Here is a 20,156-nt window from a genome sequence, read left to right as displayed (position 1 = left end):
CCCGAGGAACGAAGTACCATGCGCCTCCTGATCCTGCTGTGTGCGTTCTGCCTATCCCTCCCGCTGTCAGCCGCCGAGAAGCTCAAGGTGGTGACCAGTTTCAGCATCCTCGCCGACATCACCCGCCACATCGGCGGCGAGCATATCCAGCTGACCAACATGGTCGGCGCGGACAGCGATGCGCATACCTACGAGACCAGCCCGGACGACGCACGTGCGGTGCGCTCCGCGCAACTGGTGATCGAGAACGGCCTGGGCTTCGAGCCCTGGCTCGATCGCCTGGTGAAAAGCACCGAGAGCCGCGCCCTGGTGATCCAGGCCAGCACCGGGGTGATCCCGCGCAGCCTCGAAGAAGACGGCCAGACCATTCCCGACCCGCACGCCTGGAACAACCTGGCGAACGCCGACCTCTACGTCAGGAACATCACCCAGGCGCTGAAGCAGCTGGACCCGGCCAACGCCGCCGAGTACCAGCAGAACGCCGCGGCCTACCTGGCGCAGGCGCACGACCTGCTGGCCTACGCCAGGGAAAAACTCGGCAAGCTACCTGCCGACCGTCGCAGCCTGGTGACCTCCCACGACGCCTTCGGTTACCTCGGCCAGGCCTACGGCCTCCAGTTGCTGGCGCCCCAGGGGCTCTCCACCGAACGCGAGGCGTCGGCCACCGAGGTCGCCGCACTGATCCGGCAAATCCGCGAGCAGCACATCCGCGCGGTGTTCGTGGAGAACATCAAGGACCCGCGGCTGATGCGCCAGATCGCCGAGGAAAGCGGCGCGAAGATCGGCGGCACGCTGCACTCCGACGCGCTCGCCAGCGAGGGGCCGGCCAGCACCTACCTGGGGCTGTATCGCGACAACGTCGATACCCTCTACCAGGCACTGACTGCTACCAGGCACTGACCGCTACCAGCCACCGACCGGCTCGCCCTGAGCCGAGCCGTCCCGCAGCGCCGCTCAGCTTTCCAGGCGCTGCACCGCTCCCGGATCGATATCGGCCCGGCCGTTGCGGGCGCGCTCCTCGGCCAGGCGCGCGCCTTCGGCGGCGGTGAGGGTGAACAGCCGCTCCGGGTCGGCAACGCGCAGGTGCAGGGCGATCTTCTCGGTGCCCTCCACCACTTCGATGCTGCGCTGGCCGGCCGCCAGGCCCTCGACGATGCGCCGCGCGGCTTCTTCGGCGGGCATGCCGTTGTCGATGTTGACGTCGGAGCGACCGCGACGGGCGCCGTCACCGCTCAGCGCATTGACCGCCACGCCGGTGCGCACCGAGCCGGGCAGGATCACGCTGACGCGGATGCCGTGGGCCTGTTCGACCTCGGCGCGCAAGGCCTCGAAATAGCCGACCACGGCGTGCTTGGCGCCGCAGTAGCCGGTGCGCAACGGGGCGCCGACCTTGCCGGCCACCGAGCTGACCACCGCCAGCTGGCCCCCGCCCTGCTCGACCAGACGCGGCAGCAGCAGCTGGGTCAGGGCCACCGGCGCCAGGTAGTCGACCTCCATCAGTTCGCGATAGACCTCCAGGCGGGTATCCAGGGCCAGGCTGCGCTGGCTGACACCGGCATTGTTGATCAGGCAGTCGATCCGATCCTGCCAGGCCCAGGCCTGCTCGACCACCTGCGGCAACGCGGCGTAGTCGGTACTTTCGAAGGGCAGCACCAGGGCGCGCTGCGGCGCCTGCTCGGCCACCGCCTGCAGCGCGGCTTCGCGCCGGCCGGAGAGGATGACCCTTGCGCCCTGTTGCAGCAGCAGGCGGGCCAGGGCCTCGCCAATGCCCGAGGAGGCCCCGGTGATCCAGACCACTTGGTTGTCGTAAGTCATGCGCCACTCCTTGTGTTGGGTAGCCGCAGTCTAGTGCGCGCCGCGCGGTCGGCCCGATGTCCGCGCAGGCCAATCGGCTGGCTCTGCGGCCGAGGAAGCGCCTGAACTCCGGCCCCTGGCGGGCAGGCCGGGACGGATAGTCAGGCCGCCCACTGATTGCACGGCAGGCACTGCCCCGCCACCGCATCGTCTGGATTGCCAACGACCGGGTTCCCGGAGTATTTTGAGAATACTTCCCATCTGCACTTCCCCTACCCCTCTTCGGCCACCGCCAGCCATGAAGCAGAAATCCTCATCGCTCCTCGCGTGCTTCGTGGCTGAGCGCAAGACCCTGGCCCGCTACCTGACCGGGCGCACCGGTTGCGCCGACACCGCCGAAGACCTGCTGCAGGAAGCCTGGCTCAAACTCAATCGGGCGCAGGCCAGCGATGCCGTGGCGAATCCCGCCGCCTACCTGCGGCGCATGGCCGCCAACCTGGCGATCGACGATTCACGCGCCAACTCGCGGCGACTGCTCGACGCCACCGAGATCGACGCGTTGCTGGATGTGCCCGACGAGGCTCCCGGCGTCGAGCAGCAGGTCGCCGATCGCCAGGCCCTGGAGCGACTGACGGAAATCCTCAAGGAGCTGCCCGTGCGCCGACGCGAGCTGTTCCTCGCGGCACGGGTGGAAGGCCTGCCCCACAAACAGCTCGCCAGCCACTTCGGCGTCAGTCTTCGTACTGTCGAGCTGGAGATCCAGCGGGCGCTCGATTACTGCCTGGCCAGGTTGCAGCAGATGACCGGCGAACAGAGGCTTCGCTAGCCAGCTCATGTACAGTGTCCCCTTCCCATAGTGCGCGCCCATGAATCAGTCATCCCCTCTGACAGAGCAATCCGATAGCCTCGCGAGCCAGGCCAATGCCTGGGTCGTCCGCCTGACCTCGGGAGAGGCGACGGTGGAGGATGCGCGGGCGTTGAAGGACTGGTGCGCACAGAGCCCGCAGCATGCCGCCGCGTACCAGGACGCCGCCAGACTCTGGAAGCTTGCCGGTCAACTGCCGGCAGCCAGCAGAGCGCGCCGCCCGCTGCGCCGCCTCCTGGTCGGCGGCCTCGCCGCCGCGTGCCTGGCGCTGGGAGTGTCGGCGGCGATCCGGGTCGGCGTGCTGCCCAGCGGCCTTGCCCTGCTGGCCGATCACCACACCGGCCTTGGCGAGCATCAGCAGATCACCCTGGAGGACGGCAGCACCGTCGAGCTCGACGCGAAAACCCGCATCAGCGTGGACTTCACCCCTGGCCAACGGCGTGTTTCCCTGGGGGATGGTGCGGCGGTGTTCCATGTCCGTCACGATCCTGCCCGTCCCTTCGTCGTCAGCGCCCAGGGCGGCAGCGTGACCGCCGTGGGTACCGTCTTCGAAGTCCGCTATCGCAACGACGATATCCAGGTGACCTGCACCCAGGGCGCGGTGCAGGTACAGCCGGTCCAGGCGGCGCCAGTGTTGGTACGCGCCGGCGAGCAACTGGCCTACGGCCGCCGCGGTGCCTCCGCAGTGGCCCCGGTGGATGGCGAACAGGCCCTGGCCTGGCGGCAGAACCTGCTGGTCTTCAAGTTCCGTCCCTTGCAAGATCTGGTCGACGAGCTGAACCGCTACCGCCAGGGGCATATCCTCATTGCCGATACCCGGGTGGCGGCCGCCCCCGTCAGCGGCGTCTTCCACCTGCAACGTCCCGACGAAGTGCTGCAGCACATCGAAAGCAGCCTGCAGCTCTCCGCCACCCGGCTTCCCGGCGGAATCATCGTGCTCCGATAAAAATCTCTCCGGCGATTGCGGGTCGGGCAATCGGGCAGCGTCTTTCAGATAGGAATGCTTTTCAGCTGCACTTACCTATTGCTGCCACCTGGGGAAAACATGGCAAAGCCATCTGCATCGAAACTCCGTGCTCCTGCGCAACGACTGTCCTTCACCCCTGGCTCCTGGGCCCTGAGCGCACTGCTCGGTTGCTCGGCGCTGGTCATCCAGCCCGCCACGGCAGCCGAACCGCCGGGCGCCGGCACGACCCGCGCGCAGGAGCTGGACTTCGCCATCCCCGCCATGTCGCTCGACGATGCCCTGGCGGCCTATGGCATAGCCACGAACGTCCAGGTGCTCTACCCGGCCGGCCTCACCCAGGGACTGCGCTCCGGCCCGGCCACCGGCAGGCTGACGCGGGAGCAGGCGCTGGCGCAGATTCTCGCCGGCTCCGGACTGTCGTTCCGCTTCACCGATCAGCGCAGCGTGACCCTGCAAGGTCGCGAGGAAGCCGCGGGCGCTCCCGACAGCCCGCTGGAAATGGCTCCCGTGGTGATCTCTGGGGAGAAGATCAATCGCACCCTGGAACAAACCCAGACCAGCGTGGTGGTCAACGGCGCGGCGGACTTCGCCGAGCATGGCGACAACACCCTGAACGACGTCTTCGCCCGCACTCCTGGCGTCTACACGCAGCCGGGCAACAAGAACTGGGGGATTCGCGGGGTCCCGGTATCGGGCTTCGACGACCAGGGACCGGCCACGCTGAACGGGGCGGTGTCGGTCTTCGTCGACGGCGCGCAACTGCCCAACCGGGCACTGACTCTGAGTCCGCTGCCGCTGTGGGACATCGAGCAGGTCGAGGTGCTGATGGGGCCGCAGTCGACCACCCAGGGCCGCAACTCGCTGGCCGGCGCGGTGGTGGTGCAGACCCGCAACCCGAGCTTCACGCCATCGGCGTCGGTGCGCACCAATGTCGGCGACTACGGCACCCGCGGCGCCGCCGCAGCCGCCGGCGGAGCCCTGATGGAGGGGGTACTCGCCGGACGCATCGCCGTGGACTACCAGCAAAGCGACGGCTACATCGAGAACCTCGCCACCAACGACGATGCCAACATCCAGCGCAACAGCAACGTGCGCGGCAAGCTGCTGTTCCTGCCCAATGACGACATGGACGTGCTGCTGGGCTATGCCCACAGCGAAAACCGCCAGGGAGTGAACGCCTCCACCCGCCAGGACGGACGCGTACGCTTCTACCGCATCGACGAGAACTCCAGCGCCTACGACAAGATGCGCCAGGACACCGGCACGGCGAAGATCGACTACCGCCTGGACGACGCCTGGACGCTGACCTCCCTGACCGCCATCACCCGCTCGGACTACAACGCCCTGCTGGATTTCGACCAGACCTCGAGCGACCTCATGGAGGCGATCCGCAGCCAGGACACCCGGATGTTCAGCCAGGAGCTCCGGCTGGGCTACGAGGCGACCGACCTGCGCGGTTTCGTCGGCCTGTACTACGGCCACACGCGCAACGACTACCACGACCTGCTGACCTCCGACGGCGCCCCGTTCGGCACCGTGCAAGGCGATACGCGCATCGACAACCGCGCGCTGTTCGGCGAACTCAACTGGACCTTCCAGCCCGGCTGGACGCTGATCACCGGCGCACGCCTGGACAGCGAACACAACGACACCCGGGTCGACCAGGACGACTTTTCCAGTCCCGGCGACGCCTCCAAGCGCTTCAGCGCATTCCTGCCAAAGCTTGGTCTCGACCACGAATTGGCGGCCAACCAATACCTCGGCGTGATGGTGCAGAAAGGCTATCGCGGCGGTGGCGTCAACGTCCGTGCCGGCGGCGGCCATGCGGCCTATGACCCGGAATACACCACCAACTACGAGCTGTCCTACCGGGGCGCCTGGCAGGAGCGCACCCTGCGGCTGCGCGCCAACCTCTACTACACCCAGTGGAAGGATCAGCAGGTCAGCATGCTCGACAGCTCGGGCAATTTCTTCCAGGTCTACAACGCCGGCCGAAGCACCATCCGCGGCCTGGAAACCTTCCTCGAAAAGGACTTCGGCAGCAGCCTCAGCCTCAACGCCGGCCTGGCCTATACCGACGGTCGCTACCGCGACTTCATGATCGGCGAGACCGACCTGGGCGGAAAATCGTTCCTCTACTCGCCCAAGTACAAGGCGTCTGCCGGGATCGTCTATCGCTTCGCCAATGGCCTGAGCCTGGGCAGCGACCTTCTCTACCAGGACGGCGCGCCGTCGGAATACCAGCTCGCTGACAACGGCCAGGTGGTCCATCAGCGCAAGAGCGACTACTACACGCTGGTCAACCTGAACACCGAGTATCAGCTGGGCCATGGCCTGACGCTGTCGGGCTACGTGAAGAATCTCTTCGACAAGGACTACATCACCAACGATCGCAGCGGCGACTTCGTCGACGTCGGCGCGCCCCGTACGTTCACCGTGGCGCTGCAATACGACCTCTGAGCGCAGTTCGCCGACGAAGGGGCGGCACTGGAGGGAATCCGCGGCCTTGCGCCGCGCGGTAGCGCTCGCCGAGGGCGGCAAGCCACCTCCAGTAGCCGCCTCTCCCGTCTGGTCCACAGGCGAATTGCACGGATTCAGGTGCTCCGACGCCAGACATGGAATAAGCTTGCACCACGTCATCAACGTCGAAGCTGTGAATTGAACGATGGGTTTTGAACAACTAGCGGGTCTGCGTGACCGCCTGCGGGCTGAAAAAGAACAGGCAAGAACCGAAAGGGAACAGCGCCCCAAGCGCAAGCCTTCTCCTCAGCAGAAGTCGCGTGAGCAGGATCCCGCGCTGGAAGCGATCTGGCGCTTGCAGAAGCATTTCCCCCTGGCCTTCCCGGTCAACCCGGCTCCCAAGGTGCCGCTCAAGGAAGGCATCCTCAAGGACGCCGAGCAGCACCTGGAGAAACTGGGCCTGACCAGCGAACAGCTCAAGCTGGGCATCGCGGCCTGGTGCCGCGGTTCCCGCTACTGGGCCTGCATGGTGGCGGATGCGCCACGCCTGGACCTGAACGGCCAGGCCGTTGGTGCGGTGAACGCTGCCCAGGCCTTGCACGCGAAGCGCCAGGCCTCGCGGCAACGCAGCGAGGATCGCCGCAACCGCGCCAAGTCGAAGGCCCAGGCCCAGCCCGCGCCGGCCGCCCCCGCTGAAGAAGCGCCGCAGTCCGCGGACTGAACCCTGTCCACCGGCAACTCCTCGCATGTTCACTGAGCATGTGATGGGCTGGCGGTCAGGAAGCTCCGACGGCCAGTGACTGGCCGTCGCGACGCCCCGCTTCGATCCGGAGCGGGCGCTCCCCTTGCCTACCGCTGCAGCACCAGGCCCACGCCTGGCGCTCGCGGCTGCCCGTCGATCAGTACTTCCAGGTCACCGCGGCCGTCAGGTTGCGCGGCGCGCCGTAGTTGGAGGTGCTGCCGCTCTCCAGCGAGAGCAGGTACTTGCGGTCGGTGAGGTTGTTCAGGTTCAGCGAGGTGCTCCAGTTCGCGTCGATGTCGTAGCTGGTCATCAGGTCGACCAGGGCATAGGCGTTCTGCCGGACCGCGCTGTAGGTGTCGCTCTCGACACCGCTCTGCCAACTGATGCGCGAACCGACCTTGACCTGCGGCAGGCCGGGCAGGCGGTAGGTCGCGCTGCCGCGCACGGTGTGCTTGGGCACGTACTTGCGGGTGCGGTCGCCATTGTCGTCATCGATGCGCACGTAGGTGTAGCCGGCCAGCAGGTCCAGGCCCGGCAACGCTTCGCCGGAAACCTGCAGCTCGACGCCATGGCTCTTGTTGTCGACGCCGTCGTAGACGTAGTGACCGTCCACCAGCCCGGCGTACTGCTGGACATTGCGCTGGTCGGTCTTGAACAGCGCGGCGCTGAGGCTCAGCGAGCTGTCGCGCAGGTTGCCCTTGATGCCGATTTCCTTGCTGGTGCCTTCCAGCGGATCGAGCAGGCCGCCGTCGGTGGCGATCACGTACTGCGGCGAGAAGATCCGCGTCCAGCTGCCATACACCGCCCATTCCGGGCTCAGGTCGTAGACCAGGCCGGTGTACGGGGTGACCTTGCCGTGCTCGCGGGTGTCGTGGGCGGCGCCGTAGCTGTCGCCACTGCCATCGGCGCTGAGCATGCGCGCACCGACGATCCAGTGCAGGTCGTCCAGCAGGCTGAAGCGCGCGCCGGCGTAGACGCTCTTCTGGCTGTCCTCGAAGTTCTGCGCATTGGTGGTGTCGTTGGTGTAAGCCAGGTTCGGACGCTGCAGGTTGCCCGCCAGGGCGTCGGACAGGTTGGCGCTGTAGTAGCCATTGGCGGCGATGGTGTTGGCGCCGGCCTTGAGGTGGGTACGACCATAGTTCACGCCCAGGGTCAGCTCGTGCTCGCGACCCAGCAGCTGGAACGGACCGGACAGCTGGCCCTCGCCGATCACCTGGTGCTGGGTGCTGGCGGTCTGGTTGGCATAGGCGGTGCCGGTATCGCCGGTGATGCCGTAGAGGTAGAACAGCTGGGTGTCCTGGTACTGGGTTATGCCGGTCAGGGTGAGCTTGCCGTTCCAGCCGTTGCCGAAGTCGTGGGCGAGCTCGGCGAAGGCGCGCTGGGTGTGCAGGTTCCAGTAGGTCCAGTCCTGGCCGACGCTGGAGCTGCGGCGGCTGTAGTGGATCGGGTTGCCGCTGCTGTCCACAAGCGGCAGGTTGCCCCAGGTGGTGCCGTTGGAGTCGGTGTTGTGCTGGGAGAAGCCCACCGTCAGGGTGTCCGCAGCTGACAGGTCGAAGGCCAGCAGGCCGGCGGCGACGTTGACTTCGTGGCTGTAGCGGTCGAGCCAGGAGTTGCCCTTGTCGTGGGCGTAGATGAAGCGCCCGCGTACGTTGCCGCTGTCGGTCAGCGGGCCGGATACGTCGGCGTCGACGCGACGGTTGTCCCACGAGCCGACGCTGCTGCCGATCCTGGCCTGGAAGGTATCGGTCGGACGCTTGCGCACGAAGTTGACCGTGGCCGAGGGATTGCCGGTGCCGCTCATGAGGCCGTTGGCGCCGTGCAGCACGTCGACCTGCTCGTACTCGGCCATGTCCTGGCCGCCGCCCATCAGCGTCTGGGCGAAGGGCAGGCCCATGCCGTCGTACTCGAAGGTGTCGATCTGGTAGCCGCGCGAAGTGAAGATGGTGCGGTCGGTCTCGAACTGTTCCACGGTGACTGTGGGCGCCGAACGCAGGGCGTCGCGCACGTCGTGCAGGCCGAAGTCGTCGATCTGCTGGCGGGTGATGGTGGTGACCCCCTGGGGCGTCTCCTGGTCGCTCAGTTTCATCCGCGTGGTGCTGCGCGACGGCTTGGTCTGGTAGCCCTCGGCCGGCGCCTCGGAGCGATCAGGCGCCTGGATCACGCTGTCGGACAGGTTCAATACATCGTCCGCGGCATGAGCCGCAGGCAGGGCGCTACAGGCTCCGGTGAGCAACAGGGCGGAAAGACGGGGTTTCATGGATGAACGGCCTTGTGTGGAAGTTTTGGCAGAGAGTGATTATTTTTTGCAAATAGTAATTCATCCTATTTGCGAATTTCTCCTCTTTTGTGTATCGACGGCGATACAAGGGCTCTCCAGGCGCCCCAGGAAAATGGCTCCCCGCGGCATTAGCCGGTAGCATGCCGGGCTCGCTTCCAGGAACACGGCCACCATGCTCACGGTGCAGGACCTCATCGAAATCGATGCGCTGAAACTGCAGCGCGTTGCAGGCTTGAGCGGCACCAGCCGACTGATCACCTGGGCCCACGCGGTGGATCTGCCGGACCCCTGGCGCTGGATTTCGCCGGGCGACCTGGTGATGACCACCGGCCTGGGCATGCCGCAGGCGGCGGCGGATCAGGTGAGCTGGCTCGAGCAATTGGTGCAGAGCAACGCCAGCGCGCTGGTGTACGCGCCCAGGCCGGGGGCGCCGGAGCTGTCCGCCAAGCTGCTGAAGGCCGCCGACCGCCTGCTGTTCCCGGTGTTGCTCGGCAGCTTCGAGCTGGCTTTCAACAAGCTCTCCCACCATGTGATCGAAAGCGTGCTGCAGGCCCAGCGCGAGCGCTTCAACGCCAGCGAGCGGTTGTTCCAGACCTACGCCGAAGCGCTGCGCAAGGAACCGCAGATGGCCGGACGACTGTCGATCCTCGCCGCGACCCTGGACCTGAGCCTGGCCATCGAGGACGCCGCCAGCGGCCAGCGCATCGTCGAATCCAGCGCCCCGCGCCGGCCGGCTCCGGAACAGGTCGAGCGCATTCCCATCGGCGGGCGCACCCGCGCCAACCTGCTGCTCGCCCGCAAGGGTGAAAGAACCCTCGACGACCCCATCCTGGTGCGCTCCCTGGTCGGCCTGCTGGGGGTCGAACTGGAACGCCTGATGATCCATCGCGACGTGCAGCGCGAAGAAGGCGCTGCGCTGCTGCGCAGCCTGCTGGAAAGCGAAACCGAACTCGCCCTGGCCCGGCCCCTGCTCGAACAGCGCGGCCTGGGCGGCACCCTGGTGTGCCTGGCCGTCAAGCCAGGCAAGCGTGGCACCTGGAGCGCCGAGGAGCTGCACCAGGCGCCTGCCCTGCATCAGGCGAGCCCACTGCTGCTGAACGACAACGGTCTGCTGCTGGCGATCATCGGTGACGACGCCGACAGCATCCGGGCACTGCGCAGCCTTCTGGGCGAAGACACGGTAGTCGGCGTCAGCGGTGCCATCGCCGCCGCTACCGGTCTGCGCGAAAGCGTGCGCCAGGCACGCCTGGCCCTGACCCAGGCGCAGGATATCGGGGCCGTCGTCCTGCGTTACGGCGAAGCCGAGACCGGGCTGATCATGGCGCCCAAGTCCCTGGCCGAAGCCCGCGCGCTGGTGGGCCGCTACCTCGGCCCGCTGATCGAGCACGACCGCAGCCAGGGTGCGGAGCTGCTCAGGACGCTGTTGAGGTTCCTGGACAACGACGGCAACTGGAAGGCCAGCGCCTTCGACCTGGGCATCCACCGCCAGACCCTGGTCTACCGCCTGAAGCTGGTGGAACAGCTCACCGGCATCAAGCCCACCACCACCCAGGGCATCGCGCGCTTCTGGATCGCCATCCAGGCCGGCAGGAACGCCGACCTGTTCGAGCCTTGAAAGCACGACGGCCCCGTACCAGTGTACGGGGCCGTCGCGTGTCACGGGTGCTTCGCGTCAGTTGCTGGTCGGCATGGCGAACTCGGCGCCCTTGGCGATCGCCTGCGGCCAGCGCTGCATGATGCTCTTCTGTTTGGTGTAGAAGCGCACGCCCTCCTCGCCGTAGGCATGCATGTCGCCGAACAGGCTCTTCTTCCAGCCACCGAAGCCGTGCCAGGCCATGGGCACCGGGATCGGCACGTTGATGCCGACCATGCCCACCTGGATGCGCCGGCCGAACTCGCGGGCGACGTGGCCGTCGCGGGTGTACAGGCTGACGCCGTTACCGAATTCGTGGTCGTTGATCAGCTGCACCGCCTCGGCGAAATCCTTCACGCGGATGCAGGCCAGCACCGGGCCGAAGATTTCCTCCTTGTAGATACGCATGTCCGGAGTGACGTGGTCGAACAGCGTGCCGCCCAGCCAGAAGCCGTCGCCACAACCCTCGCCGGCCACTTCGCCATGGAAGCCGCGACCATCCACCAGCATCGTGGCGCCCTCTTTGACACCCTGTTCGATGTAGCCGGTAATGCGCTCCAGCGCGGCACGGGTGACGATCGGGCCCATCTCGGCCTCGAGGTTGGTGCCGTTGAGCACCTTCAGGCTGCGGGTGCGCTCGATCAGTTTCGGCATCACCTTCTCGGCCGTCTCGTCGCCAACGAACACCGCCACGCTGATCGCCATGCAGCGCTCGCCGGCCGAACCGTAGGCGGCACCGATCAGCGCGTCGACGACCTGGTCGATGTCCGCGTCGGGCATCACCACCAGGTGGTTCTTCGCCCCGCCCAGGGCCTGCACGCGCTTGCCGTGGCGCGCGCCGGTCTCGTAGATATGGTTGGCGATCGGCGTGGAGCCGACGAAGGAAACCGCCTGCACGTCCGGATGCTCCAGCAGTGCGTTGACCGCTTCCTTGTCGCCCTGCACCACGTTGAACACGCCATCGGGCAGGCCGGCCTGCTTGAGCAGCTCGGCGATGAACAGGCTCGGGCTGGGATCGATGGGGCTCGGCTTGAGCACGAAGGTGTTACCGGTGGCCAGGGCCACGGGGAACATCCACATCGGCACCATCACCGGGAAGTTGAACGGGGTGATGCCGGCCACCACGCCCAATGCCTGGCGCAGGGTCCAGTTGTCGATGTTGGTACTGACCTGGTCGGTGAAATCGGTCTTCAGCAGCTGCGGCGCGCCGCAGGCGAACTCGACGATCTCGATGCCGCGGGTGACTTCACCCTGGGCGTCGGTGAACACCTTGCCGTGCTCGGCGGTGATCAGCCGGGCCAGGTCGTCGCGATGCTCGTTGAGCAGCGCCAGGAAGCGGTTGAGGATGCGCGCGCGGCGCAGCGGTGACAGGTTGCTCCAGGCCGGGAACGCGGCCTTGGCCGAAGCCACGGCGCTATCCACGTCGGCATGACTGGCCAGCTGTACCTGGCCGGTGACGACGCCGGTGGCGGGGTTGTAGACCGGCAGTTGCTGGCCGCTGGTGGACTCCACGCGGGCGCCGGAAATCCAGTTGACGATGCTGTTGGTCATTGCGGGTTCTCGTTCAGGGGGCGCTGCACGGCGCCCGGAAAATCGGGGCGACTGGGTGAATTCCCCGTCGGTGAAATGGCTGCGTTCAGTAGATCGCGTAGACCTTGCGCACGGTTTCCAGCACGTCCCAGCGGCCGGTCCAGCCCGGTGGCAGGATGATCAGGTCACCGCCGCTGACCTCGACCGCTTCGCCGCTGGCGTCGTCGGTCAGCACGGCGCGGCCGGAGAGGATGTAGGTGAATTCGGTATCCGGGCGGTTCACCACCGGCCAGCCACCGGGCTGGCATTCCCAGACGCCGAGGTTGCCGGTGGCCTCGGGCGCCAGCTGCTGGATGGCGATCTGCGGATCGCCACGGTCGGCGCCAGCGCGCTGGCCGGCCTTGACCAGCGGCAGCGCTTGCAGGGCGGCGGATTTGAGGATCGTGAAAGTGCTCACGGCATACTCCTGTCAGTGCGCACCGGTGAGCTTTTCCAGCAGCATCGCGGTACGGGATGGTCGATGGGTGACGCGCTCTTCGATGTCGCTCAGCGAGGCGGCGGCGAGCCCGCTGTTGACACCCAGCCAGCGCAGCGGCTCGGGCTCCCAGGACGGGGAGCGGTGGTTGACCAGGGGCAGGCTGTTGATCGCCTCGTCCCGGCCCTGGATCAGGTTGCGCAGGATGCGGCCGGCCAGGTTGCTGGTGGCCACGCCGTCGCCCACGTAGTTGCCGGCCCAGGCGATGCGGTTGGCGCGGTCGATGCTCACGGTCGGGCACCAGTCACGCGACACACCCAGCGCGCCGCCCCAGCGATGGGTGATGCGGGCGTCGCCCAGCGCGGGGAAGAACTCCAGCAGCGTCTGGTGGATCTTGCCGTGGATGCTGTCCACCAGGTCGGCGTCTTCGGTGATCCGCGAACCCCAGCGATAAGGTGCACCGCGGCCGCCGAAGACCAGCCGGCCCTCGGCCGTTACCTGGCCGTAGACGCGCAGGTGGCGCATGTCGTTGAAGGCCAGGCGGTGATCGAGGTTGAGCTGGCGGCGCAACTCCACGGGCAACGGCTCGGTGGCCAGCACCAGCGAGTACAGCGGGATGACGAAGCGCGAGAAACCCGACTGCTGCGAGGTGAAGGCCTCGGTGGCACGCACCGTGAAACCGGCCTTGACCGAGCCGCGCGCAGTGCGCACCACGCCCGGCGCCATCTCGGTGACAGCGGAATGCTCGTGGATGGTCGCGCCCAGGGTCTCCACCAGCCGGGCGAGGCCGCGCACCAGCTTGCCGGGATGGATCAGCGCGCAATGTTCGGTGTAGAGCCCACCCAGCGTACCTTCGGCACCGACCCGAGCGGCGGCCTGGTTGCCGCTGAGCAGTTGCCACTGGTTCGGCAGGCCGAAGCGCGCGGAGCCTTCCACCGTGGCCCGCGCACGGGCCAGTTGCGGCTCGCTGCGGGCCAGGGAGAGGAAGCCCTGCTTGGCGTAGTCCGCCTCGACGCCTTCCAGCGCCAGGACGCGGCCGATCTCGTCCACCGTCTCGTTCATCGCCGCCTGCAGCTGCAGGGCGGCGTCGTGGGAGTACAGCTGGGCGACGCGCTCCAGGGAGATCGGGAAGATCGCCGAGGCCCAGCCGCCGTTGCGCCCGGACGCGCCGAAGCCGACCTCGCGCTTGTCCAGCAGCACCACGCGCAGCGAAGGGTCGCTCTTGAGCAGGTAGTAGGCGGTCCACAGGCCGGTGTAGCCGGCGCCGACGATGATGACATCGGCGTCCGTGCTGCCTTCCAGAGGTGCGCGGGACGGGCCCTGTTCGAACCACAGGGGCTTGTTGGGTAACTGAGTCAGATCGAATCTCGCGGTCATGGGCTTGGCTTCCAATTGACGGCCATGGAACAGGTGATGAGTCGGCGGCGAATGGGGGTTACGCGGCGTTGCGCGCGGGCTTATGTAGCGCTGCCCGCCGGGGCCGCCCCGCCCTGCTGGCGGCTGCGGGACAGGCGCACCAGCACGTAGGAAGCGGCGATCGCGGCGATGGCGATCAGGCACTGCAGCAGGCTGATCTGCATGCCCGGGTCGAAGGCCATGCTCACCAGCACCGCGATGATCGAGGCGGTCACCAGCAACGGCAGCCAGGGGTGGCCCCACATGGCGAACTTCAGGTTGCCCTCGGCCACCCAGCGGCGACGCAGCTTCAGCTGCGACAGGCAGATCACCAGGTAGACGAAGAGGAACACGGTGCCGGAGGAGTTGATCAGGAACTGGAACACGGTGTCCGGCCAGAGCGCCGCGATCACCACGCAGCCATAGCCGACCAGGGTCGAAGCGATCACTCCGCGCACCGGCACGCCACGGCGGCTCACCGCGGCAATCCAGCGCGGCGCCTCGTCGTTGGAGGCCAGCACGTAGAGCAGGCGCGAGGAGGTGTAGAGCCCGGCGTTGAGCACCGACAGCACCGCCACCAGGATCACCGCGGTGAGCATGTGGCCGGCGCCGGGGATGCCGATGTGTTCCAGGGTTGCCACGAACGGCGACTTGCCGGCCTTGATCTCGGTCCAGGGCTGCGCCACCACGATGAAGAAGGTCGCCAGCACGAAGAACACCAGGATGCGCAACATCACCGTGTTCACCGCCTTGCGGATGTTGCGCGAGGGGTCTTCGGACTCGGCGGCGGCCAGGGTGGCGACTTCCACGCCGGTCATGGAGAAGATCACCACCACCACGCCGGTGAACAGCGAGGACACGCCGTGGGGCAGGAAGCCACCGTGCTCGGTGAGGTTGGCGAAGCTCGCGGTGGAGTTCGGCCAGAGGTGGAAGGCATAGGCGCCGGCGACGATCAGGAAGACGATGATGGCCGCCACCTTGACTCCGGCAAACCAGTACTCGGCCTCGCCAAAGGAATGCACGGACATCAGGTTCAGCAGCGTCATGCCGACCATCAGCCCGAGGGCGATGGCCCACACCGGCAGGTCGGGGAACCAGCCATTGATGATCTGCCCGCCGACCACGGCCTCGAAGCCGACTACGATCACCCAGAAGTACCAGTACAACCAGCCGGTCATATAGCCCGCCGGGCGGCCGAAGGCCATGCGCGCGTAATCGACGAAGGAACCCTTGGCAGGATGCGCGGCAGCCATTTCGCCAAGCATGCGCATCACCAGCGCAACGATGATGCCGGTGATGGCGTAGGTGATGAAGGCACCCGGCCCGGTGGCGGCGATTACCGCGCTGGAGCCGACGAAAAGCCCGGCGCCGATGACGCCGCCCAGGGCCAGCATGCTGATGTGTCGCGTCTTGAGGGCACGCTTCAAGCGCGGGTCGTGCTCAGTCTGTATAGGCACAGGTTGTCTCCTTTTATTATTCGTCATCAACGCCGCCTGCCCCGGAGATTAGGGACGCGCCTGGCGGCTGAACATCGACGAAATCAAAGCCCGCGGAGACGGCGCTGTACAAATGTATGAAGGAGGTTGCGGCAGACTGCAGGCGGAAATCTGCAAGCGAAAAACCGCTGGGAAACGAGGGCGGTGAACGGAGGAGTCAGCGCCCCTCGCCCATCAGGTAGGTCACCAGCTGCCGCGCATGGGAGGACAGGGCATCCCAGCTCGCCACGCACAGGCGCAGCTCGCGGGTGGCCCAGGCGTCTTCCAGGGGCACCACGCTGACCGGCAGCTCCTGCGCCAACCGCGTGGCCGCCGCCTCGGGCAGCATGGACACGCCCACGCGCTGGGCGACCAGCTGGGCGATGGCGTCGAAGCTGGGAGCGCGCACACGCACCTTCAGCGGCATCGCGTTGCGCACCGCCATTGCTTCGACGAAGCGCTGCATGGCGCGCTCGGCCGGCAGGCCAACGAACGGAAAGCTCAGCGCATCGCGCAGGCTGGGCAGGCGCTGGCTGGCGAGCGGGTGGTCATGGGGCACCAGCAGCACCAGCTTGTCCTGGCGGAACGGCAGCGACAGCAGGCCGGTGGTGGGCAGGTTGCCGTCGTACACGCCGATATCGACGCCACCCTCCTGCACCGCACGCAGCACGTCGCGACTGTTCTGCTCGATCAGTTCCAGGTCCACCTGCGGGTAGTCAGCCAGGAACGGCCCGAGGGCGGTCGGCAGGAAAGTGCTGTTGGCCACCGTGGAGGCACCCAGGCGCAGGGTGATGCGTTTCTCGCCCTTGAGCTCCTGCAGCATGTCGCGCAGCTGCTGGGCCTCGCGCAGCACGCGCTGGCCGGCCTCCAGCACCAGGCGCCCGGCCGGCGTCGGGCTCATGCCGTCGCTGTGCCGGGTGAACAGCGCCAGGCCGCAGCGCTCCTCGAACTGGCGCAGGCGGTTGCTCGCCGCCGATACCGCCACCGGTACCGAAGCCGCGGCCTTGCTCAGGCTGCCGGTGCTGGCGATGGCGCAGATCAGGCGCAGGTCGGCGAGATCGAAATACACTTGGCGTTCTCCAGAAGTGAAAGCCCTCTTCGCCAAACTGGGATTCTGGCGAGACGGCCTTCTCTCTAGAATAAAGACTTTCCCCTGCCCTGCCTGCCCGCCGAGATGAACAATCTGACTTCCCTGTACCACCGCAGCTTGCAAAACGGCGTGTTCTTCGCCGTGCTGTCGGCCACCGGCTTCAGCCTCAAGGCTGTCTTCGTCAAGCTCTCCTATGCCGCCGCCAGCGTCGACGCGGTGACGGTGCTGGCCATCCGCATGGGCCTTGCGCTGCCGCTGTTCCTCTGGCTGCTGTGGTTCAGCCGCGGCACCGGGCAGGCGCGACTGTCGCCGGGCGACGGTGCGCGCATCCTGTTGCTCGGGCTGGTCGGCTACTACCTGTCGAGCCTGTTCGACTTCTATGGCCTGGAGTACATCAGCGCCGGGCTCGAGCGATTGATCCTGTTCACCTACCCGACGCTGGTCCTCCTGCTGCAGATGGCCATGACCCGCGAGCGCCCCAGCTCGCGCACCCTGGCGGCGATGGCGCTGTGCTACGCCGGCCTGGGCATCGCCCTGGTGCACGACATCCGCGTGGAAGGCAGCGACGGGCAGATCCTGCTGGGCGCCATCTGGGTCTTCGCCAGCGCCGTCACCTATGCCATCTACTACATCGGCACCGCCGCGGTGATCCAGCGCGTCGGCTCCATGCGCCTCTCCGGGCTCGCCGGCATCGCCTCCTCACTGATGGTGCTGATGCACTACGCGGTGACCGGCGACGTCCACCAGCTGGCCGCCCTGCCCGTCTCGGTGTGGGTCTACGGGGCGCTGATGGCGCTGGTCTCCACCGTGCTGCCGATCTACTGGATGGCCCTGGCGATCCAGCGCATGGGCGCCACCCACGCGGCGGCCTTCGGCAATCTCGGCCCGGTGCTGACGGTGTTCGCCTCCTGGGCGCTGCTCAACGAGGCGATCACGCTGTACCAGATCGCCGGCCTCGCGCTGGTGCTCCTGGGCGTGTCGCGGCTGTCCGGTGCCAAAGCCGCGGCGCCGCGCGACGCCAGTGCCAGCGAGGCGGAAAAACTGCCAACGGCTCGGTAGCAATTTCGAGGCTGGCGGCTAACATCGTCAGCCTCTTCTGCACCGACACGGATGTTGCCCGATGAAACTGCGCCTGCTGCCCGCCTGCCTGCTCCTGGCCTGCACCCTCGCCCACGCCGGCGAACCGCAAGCCATTCCCAAGCCCCTGGAAGAACAGGTCGCCCGCCTGGTGGAACTGTTCAAGGACGGCTTCGCCACCGGCTATCCCGAAGCGACGCGGGTGCAGACCCTGAAGACCGGCCAGGGCAGCGAGATCATCCTGGCGGTGTTCACCATCGAAGGCTTCGACATGGGCAACAACTACAGCCAGTACCTCGCCGCCTTCACCCCCAGCGCCAACGAGGAAGGCGTGGTCCACTACACCCTGCTCGATGCGCTGGTCATCGGCGGTGGCGGCTGGCGTGCAATCGACAGACTGGATGCACGTCTGGTCGGCGAGCCGACGCCGGAGCGAACGCGCATCGACGTCCCGGTGCTGGAAAACACCGACGACGATTCGCCGAACTTCCCCAGCCGCGCCGGGGTGATCCACCTGAGCCTGGAAGGCTCGCCGTCGGTAAGGCTGCAGGAGAGCCACTGAAGGTTCGCGCCGGCAGGGGTTACAATGGCGCCCCTGCCGACCCGCCGCGGTCGGGCAAGCCCGGAGCCCGTTCTACCGATGTTCACCCTCGCAAGTCTCGACAACCCGCCACCCGAGTCCCTGAAGAGCCAGGTGCTGCAGATGGTGGTGGACTACTTCAGCGACATCAGCCCGGTGCCGCTGACGCCCAGCAACCCGCTGTTCCAGCTCTACCAGTACGTGATCGGCTTCGAGGTCCACCTGTACCTGCAGGCCATGGACGGCTCGAACCCGAGCGGCACCCGGCTGCTGCTGGCACTGGACGACGAAGACCCGTCGCAGGTGCTGGGCTTCGCCCTGTACCTGCCCAGCCCGGACGATGAGCAGGCCTGCACCCTGGCCTATCTGGCGGTGAGCGCCAGCCACCGCCGCCAGGGCATCGCCCGCGCCCTGCTGCAGCGCATGCTCGAACACCGGCCCCATGCGGAGCTGGCCTGCGCCGCAGGCAAGGTGCCGGTCTTCGAGGCGCTGGGCTTCCGCGTGCTGGCGGCCCAGGGGCCCCACGTGCTGCTCAACACCCGTGCGCAGCGCTCCGACGGCATGGTGGCGGTGCAGGACCTGGCGCCGATCTACCAGACCAGGGAAGTGCGGCAGATCCACGCCTATCTGCTCAAGCAGAACGGCGCCAAGGCCATGAGCGACGCCGAGCGCAAGCGCGACCGCCTGCTCGACCAGATGACCTGGCAGGCGCAGCAGCTGGTGCAGGAACGCTTCCCGACCCTGCACTGATACCCCACTCTACTGCGCTCCCGCCCGCCACCGGGCCGGAGCGCGCCAGGCTCAAGCCGAGCCGTTTCAGAACGACCAGTTGGTGACCACGCTGTCCTTGTCGAAATCGATCGACAGGGAATTGCTGATGCTGCCCTGCTGGTTGCCGGTCAGCTCGCCGAGGGAGTTGCTCGCGCGGTCCAGGTTGTTGCTGTTGTAGCCCTTGCCCTTGGCATCGGCCAGGGCCGACGACACCTTGTCGCCGCCGGGGATGCTGCCGGCGAGGTTGTACAGCGAGTTCAGCTGATCGCCGGCGCTGCGCTTGTGATAGGTCAGCGACAGGCTGCCGTCGCTGCGGCTGTTGCGCGTATCCGGCGAGCCGTACATGGCCTGGATCTCGTTCAGCGTGGTCTTGTGCGGGATGACGTGCGAGCGCACATAGGCATCATTGAACTTGTCCTCGCCGCCGCCCAGGGTGCTGCACCCGGCGGCCGTCAGCAGGGCGATGGCGAGAAAGCTGAATTTCACGAAAGGCACGGGCATGTTGAACTCCATGGTTTTGCTGGGTCGTCGAACAGGGAATGGCATCAGCTGCCGGGCCGCGCGAACGAATAGTCGTTGCAGCCGCCCGGGTAGCTTTTCCACGTCTTGAAGTTCGTGATGGTGTTGCTCTGGTCCCCGCCCCGCTCAAAGCTCAGCTCCAGCCGGCTTTCCAGAGGGCTGGAGCTCTGTACGCTGTTGGGAGTGACGGTTACGCCTCCGGGCCCAGGGCCGGCGGAGAGGGTGTTGTAGCTGGTGCTCGAGGACCAGGTACGGATGTAGCGCCAGCGCGCCACCGGATGGCCGCTGGAATCCTCGACGAAATCGGTCGGCTCGCCGAACTCGGCCACGGCGCTCTGCAGCGGCTGCCCTTCCCAGTTGCGGGCGTTGATCACGTCCGGAATGCTCGGGAAGAGGTTGGCGGTATCGAATTTCCCGTTGCTGCATCCCGACAGGATCGCCAGACAGGGAATACCGAGGAAAGGGTGCAATCCATTGCGCAAGGGATAATCCTTCAACCAGCGTC

Annotated in this window: 18 protein-coding genes; 9 read left to right on the top strand and 9 right to left on the bottom strand. The window is 67.0% G+C overall.

The genetic code is table 11. The annotated features are described in order from the left end of the window. Positions 1 to 18: 18 nt before the first annotated feature. Entirely contained in the window at positions 19 to 900 is an 882-nt protein-coding gene (locus HNP46_RS22815; RefSeq protein WP_184593516.1) for a metal ABC transporter substrate-binding protein, read from the top strand. A 54-nt stretch (positions 901 to 954) separates the two neighbouring features. On the opposite strand, the gene HNP46_RS22810 is transcribed toward HNP46_RS22815, so the two are convergent. Then, positions 955 to 1,815, bottom strand: coding sequence for an SDR family NAD(P)-dependent oxidoreductase (locus tag HNP46_RS22810; RefSeq protein ID WP_184593514.1), 861 nt, complete (start codon positions 1,813 to 1,815; stop codon positions 955 to 957). 313 nt (positions 1,816 to 2,128) lie between these two features. On the opposite strand from HNP46_RS22810, the gene HNP46_RS22805 reads away from it, so the two are divergent. The 4 genes from HNP46_RS22805 (at position 2,129) to HNP46_RS22790 (ending at position 6,807) form a co-directional block, all read left to right on the top strand. Next, positions 2,129 to 2,620 (top strand): sigma-70 family RNA polymerase sigma factor, encoded by a 492-nt coding sequence (locus tag HNP46_RS22805; protein WP_184593512.1) that lies wholly within the window; start codon positions 2,129 to 2,131, stop codon positions 2,618 to 2,620. A gap of 40 nt (positions 2,621 to 2,660) precedes the next feature. Next, a complete protein-coding gene (locus HNP46_RS22800) occupies positions 2,661 to 3,605 on the top strand; it encodes a FecR family protein (RefSeq protein ID WP_184593509.1) in 945 nt (314 codons plus the stop codon). A gap of 99 nt (positions 3,606 to 3,704) precedes the next feature. Then, on the top strand, positions 3,705 to 6,086 hold the full coding sequence (locus tag HNP46_RS22795; protein ID WP_184593507.1) for a TonB-dependent receptor domain-containing protein: 2,382 nt from the start codon (positions 3,705 to 3,707) through the stop codon (positions 6,084 to 6,086). A gap of 205 nt (positions 6,087 to 6,291) precedes the next feature. Further along, positions 6,292 to 6,807 (top strand): ProQ/FinO family protein, encoded by a 516-nt coding sequence (locus HNP46_RS22790; protein WP_184593505.1) that lies wholly within the window; start codon positions 6,292 to 6,294, stop codon positions 6,805 to 6,807. 178 nt (positions 6,808 to 6,985) lie between these two features. Here the strand turns inward: HNP46_RS22790 and HNP46_RS22785 are convergent, their stop codons facing one another. Then, positions 6,986 to 9,085 (bottom strand): TonB-dependent siderophore receptor, encoded by a 2,100-nt coding sequence (locus HNP46_RS22785; RefSeq protein ID WP_184593503.1) that lies wholly within the window; start codon positions 9,083 to 9,085, stop codon positions 6,986 to 6,988. Between the two features lie 193 nt (positions 9,086 to 9,278). On the opposite strand from HNP46_RS22785, the gene HNP46_RS22780 reads away from it, so the two are divergent. Continuing rightward, positions 9,279 to 10,721: a PucR family transcriptional regulator gene (locus tag HNP46_RS22780; protein WP_184593501.1), complete on the top strand. Its 1,443-nt coding sequence runs from the start codon at positions 9,279 to 9,281 to the stop codon at positions 10,719 to 10,721. A 57-nt stretch (positions 10,722 to 10,778) separates the two neighbouring features. Here the strand turns inward: HNP46_RS22780 and HNP46_RS22775 are convergent, their stop codons facing one another. The 5 genes from HNP46_RS22775 to HNP46_RS22755 form a co-directional block, all read right to left on the bottom strand. After that, positions 10,779 to 12,290: a CoA-acylating methylmalonate-semialdehyde dehydrogenase gene (locus HNP46_RS22775; RefSeq protein WP_184593499.1), complete on the bottom strand. Its 1,512-nt coding sequence runs from the start codon at positions 12,288 to 12,290 to the stop codon at positions 10,779 to 10,781. Positions 12,291 to 12,375: 85 nt separating this feature from the next. Further along, positions 12,376 to 12,726: a cupin domain-containing protein gene (locus HNP46_RS22770; RefSeq protein WP_184593497.1), complete on the bottom strand. Its 351-nt coding sequence runs from the start codon at positions 12,724 to 12,726 to the stop codon at positions 12,376 to 12,378. A 12-nt stretch (positions 12,727 to 12,738) separates the two neighbouring features. Further along, positions 12,739 to 14,121: an NAD(P)/FAD-dependent oxidoreductase gene (locus tag HNP46_RS22765; RefSeq protein WP_184593496.1), complete on the bottom strand. Its 1,383-nt coding sequence runs from the start codon at positions 14,119 to 14,121 to the stop codon at positions 12,739 to 12,741. 80 nt (positions 14,122 to 14,201) lie between these two features. Continuing rightward, the gene (locus HNP46_RS22760) at positions 14,202 to 15,596 is read right to left on the bottom strand and encodes an amino acid permease (protein ID WP_184593494.1); all 1,395 of its coding nucleotides are present in this window, start codon (positions 15,594 to 15,596) and stop codon (positions 14,202 to 14,204) included. A 196-nt stretch (positions 15,597 to 15,792) separates the two neighbouring features. Further along, a complete protein-coding gene (locus tag HNP46_RS22755) occupies positions 15,793 to 16,683 on the bottom strand; it encodes a LysR family transcriptional regulator (RefSeq protein ID WP_184593492.1) in 891 nt (296 codons plus the stop codon). A 105-nt stretch (positions 16,684 to 16,788) separates the two neighbouring features. On the opposite strand from HNP46_RS22755, the gene HNP46_RS22750 reads away from it, so the two are divergent. The 3 genes from HNP46_RS22750 to HNP46_RS22740 all read left to right on the top strand — a co-directional run bounded on the left by HNP46_RS22750 (position 16,789) and on the right by HNP46_RS22740 (position 19,111). Further along, on the top strand, positions 16,789 to 17,763 hold the full coding sequence (locus HNP46_RS22750) for a DMT family transporter (protein ID WP_184593490.1): 975 nt from the start codon (positions 16,789 to 16,791) through the stop codon (positions 17,761 to 17,763). A gap of 61 nt (positions 17,764 to 17,824) precedes the next feature. Next, positions 17,825 to 18,343, top strand: a complete 519-nt coding sequence (locus tag HNP46_RS22745) for a hypothetical protein (protein ID WP_184593488.1) — start codon at positions 17,825 to 17,827, stop codon at positions 18,341 to 18,343. A 78-nt stretch (positions 18,344 to 18,421) separates the two neighbouring features. Continuing rightward, positions 18,422 to 19,111 (top strand): GNAT family N-acetyltransferase, encoded by a 690-nt coding sequence (locus HNP46_RS22740; protein WP_184593486.1) that lies wholly within the window; start codon positions 18,422 to 18,424, stop codon positions 19,109 to 19,111. 66 nt (positions 19,112 to 19,177) lie between these two features. On the opposite strand, the gene HNP46_RS22735 is transcribed toward HNP46_RS22740, so the two are convergent. Both HNP46_RS22735 and HNP46_RS22730 read right to left on the bottom strand, forming a co-directional pair. Next, positions 19,178 to 19,633, bottom strand: coding sequence for a hypothetical protein (locus HNP46_RS22735; protein ID WP_221455071.1), 456 nt, complete (start codon positions 19,631 to 19,633; stop codon positions 19,178 to 19,180). A 44-nt stretch (positions 19,634 to 19,677) separates the two neighbouring features. Beyond that, positions 19,678 to 20,133 (bottom strand): hypothetical protein, encoded by a 456-nt coding sequence (locus tag HNP46_RS22730; RefSeq protein ID WP_184593484.1) that lies wholly within the window; start codon positions 20,131 to 20,133, stop codon positions 19,678 to 19,680. Between the last annotated feature and the right edge of the window lie 23 nt (positions 20,134 to 20,156).

Origin of the sequence: Pseudomonas nitroreducens, assembly GCF_014204515.1 — a bacterium.
Lineage (GTDB): Bacteria > Pseudomonadota > Gammaproteobacteria > Pseudomonadales > Pseudomonadaceae > Pseudomonas > Pseudomonas nitritireducens_A.
Note: the sequence above shows the minus strand (reverse complement) of the source record. Positions and strands in the feature narration are given on the sequence as shown.

Excerpts from the sequence above, each read along its gene's own strand:
- HNP46_RS22815 (WP_184593516.1), top strand. The coding sequence starts at position 19 with ATGCGCCTCCTGATCCTGCTGTGTGCGTTCTGCCTATCCCTCCCGCTG.
- HNP46_RS22810 (WP_184593514.1), bottom strand. The coding sequence starts at position 1,815 with ATGACTTACGACAACCAAGTGGTCTGGATCACCGGGGCCTCCTCGGGC.
- HNP46_RS22800 (WP_184593509.1), top strand. The coding sequence starts at position 2,661 with ATGAATCAGTCATCCCCTCTGACAGAGCAATCCGATAGCCTCGCGAGC.
- HNP46_RS22795 (WP_184593507.1), top strand. The coding sequence starts at position 3,705 with ATGGCAAAGCCATCTGCATCGAAACTCCGTGCTCCTGCGCAACGACTG.
- HNP46_RS22790 (WP_184593505.1), top strand. The coding sequence starts at position 6,292 with ATGGGTTTTGAACAACTAGCGGGTCTGCGTGACCGCCTGCGGGCTGAA.
- HNP46_RS22785 (WP_184593503.1), bottom strand. The coding sequence starts at position 9,085 with ATGAAACCCCGTCTTTCCGCCCTGTTGCTCACCGGAGCCTGTAGCGCC.
- HNP46_RS22780 (WP_184593501.1), top strand. The coding sequence starts at position 9,279 with ATGCTCACGGTGCAGGACCTCATCGAAATCGATGCGCTGAAACTGCAG.
- HNP46_RS22775 (WP_184593499.1), bottom strand. The coding sequence starts at position 12,290 with ATGACCAACAGCATCGTCAACTGGATTTCCGGCGCCCGCGTGGAGTCC.
- HNP46_RS22765 (WP_184593496.1), bottom strand. The coding sequence starts at position 14,121 with ATGACCGCGAGATTCGATCTGACTCAGTTACCCAACAAGCCCCTGTGG.
- HNP46_RS22750 (WP_184593490.1), top strand. The coding sequence starts at position 16,789 with ATGAACAATCTGACTTCCCTGTACCACCGCAGCTTGCAAAACGGCGTG.
- HNP46_RS22745 (WP_184593488.1), top strand. The coding sequence starts at position 17,825 with ATGAAACTGCGCCTGCTGCCCGCCTGCCTGCTCCTGGCCTGCACCCTC.
- HNP46_RS22740 (WP_184593486.1), top strand. The coding sequence starts at position 18,422 with ATGTTCACCCTCGCAAGTCTCGACAACCCGCCACCCGAGTCCCTGAAG.
- HNP46_RS22735 (WP_221455071.1), bottom strand. The coding sequence starts at position 19,633 with ATGCCCGTGCCTTTCGTGAAATTCAGCTTTCTCGCCATCGCCCTGCTG.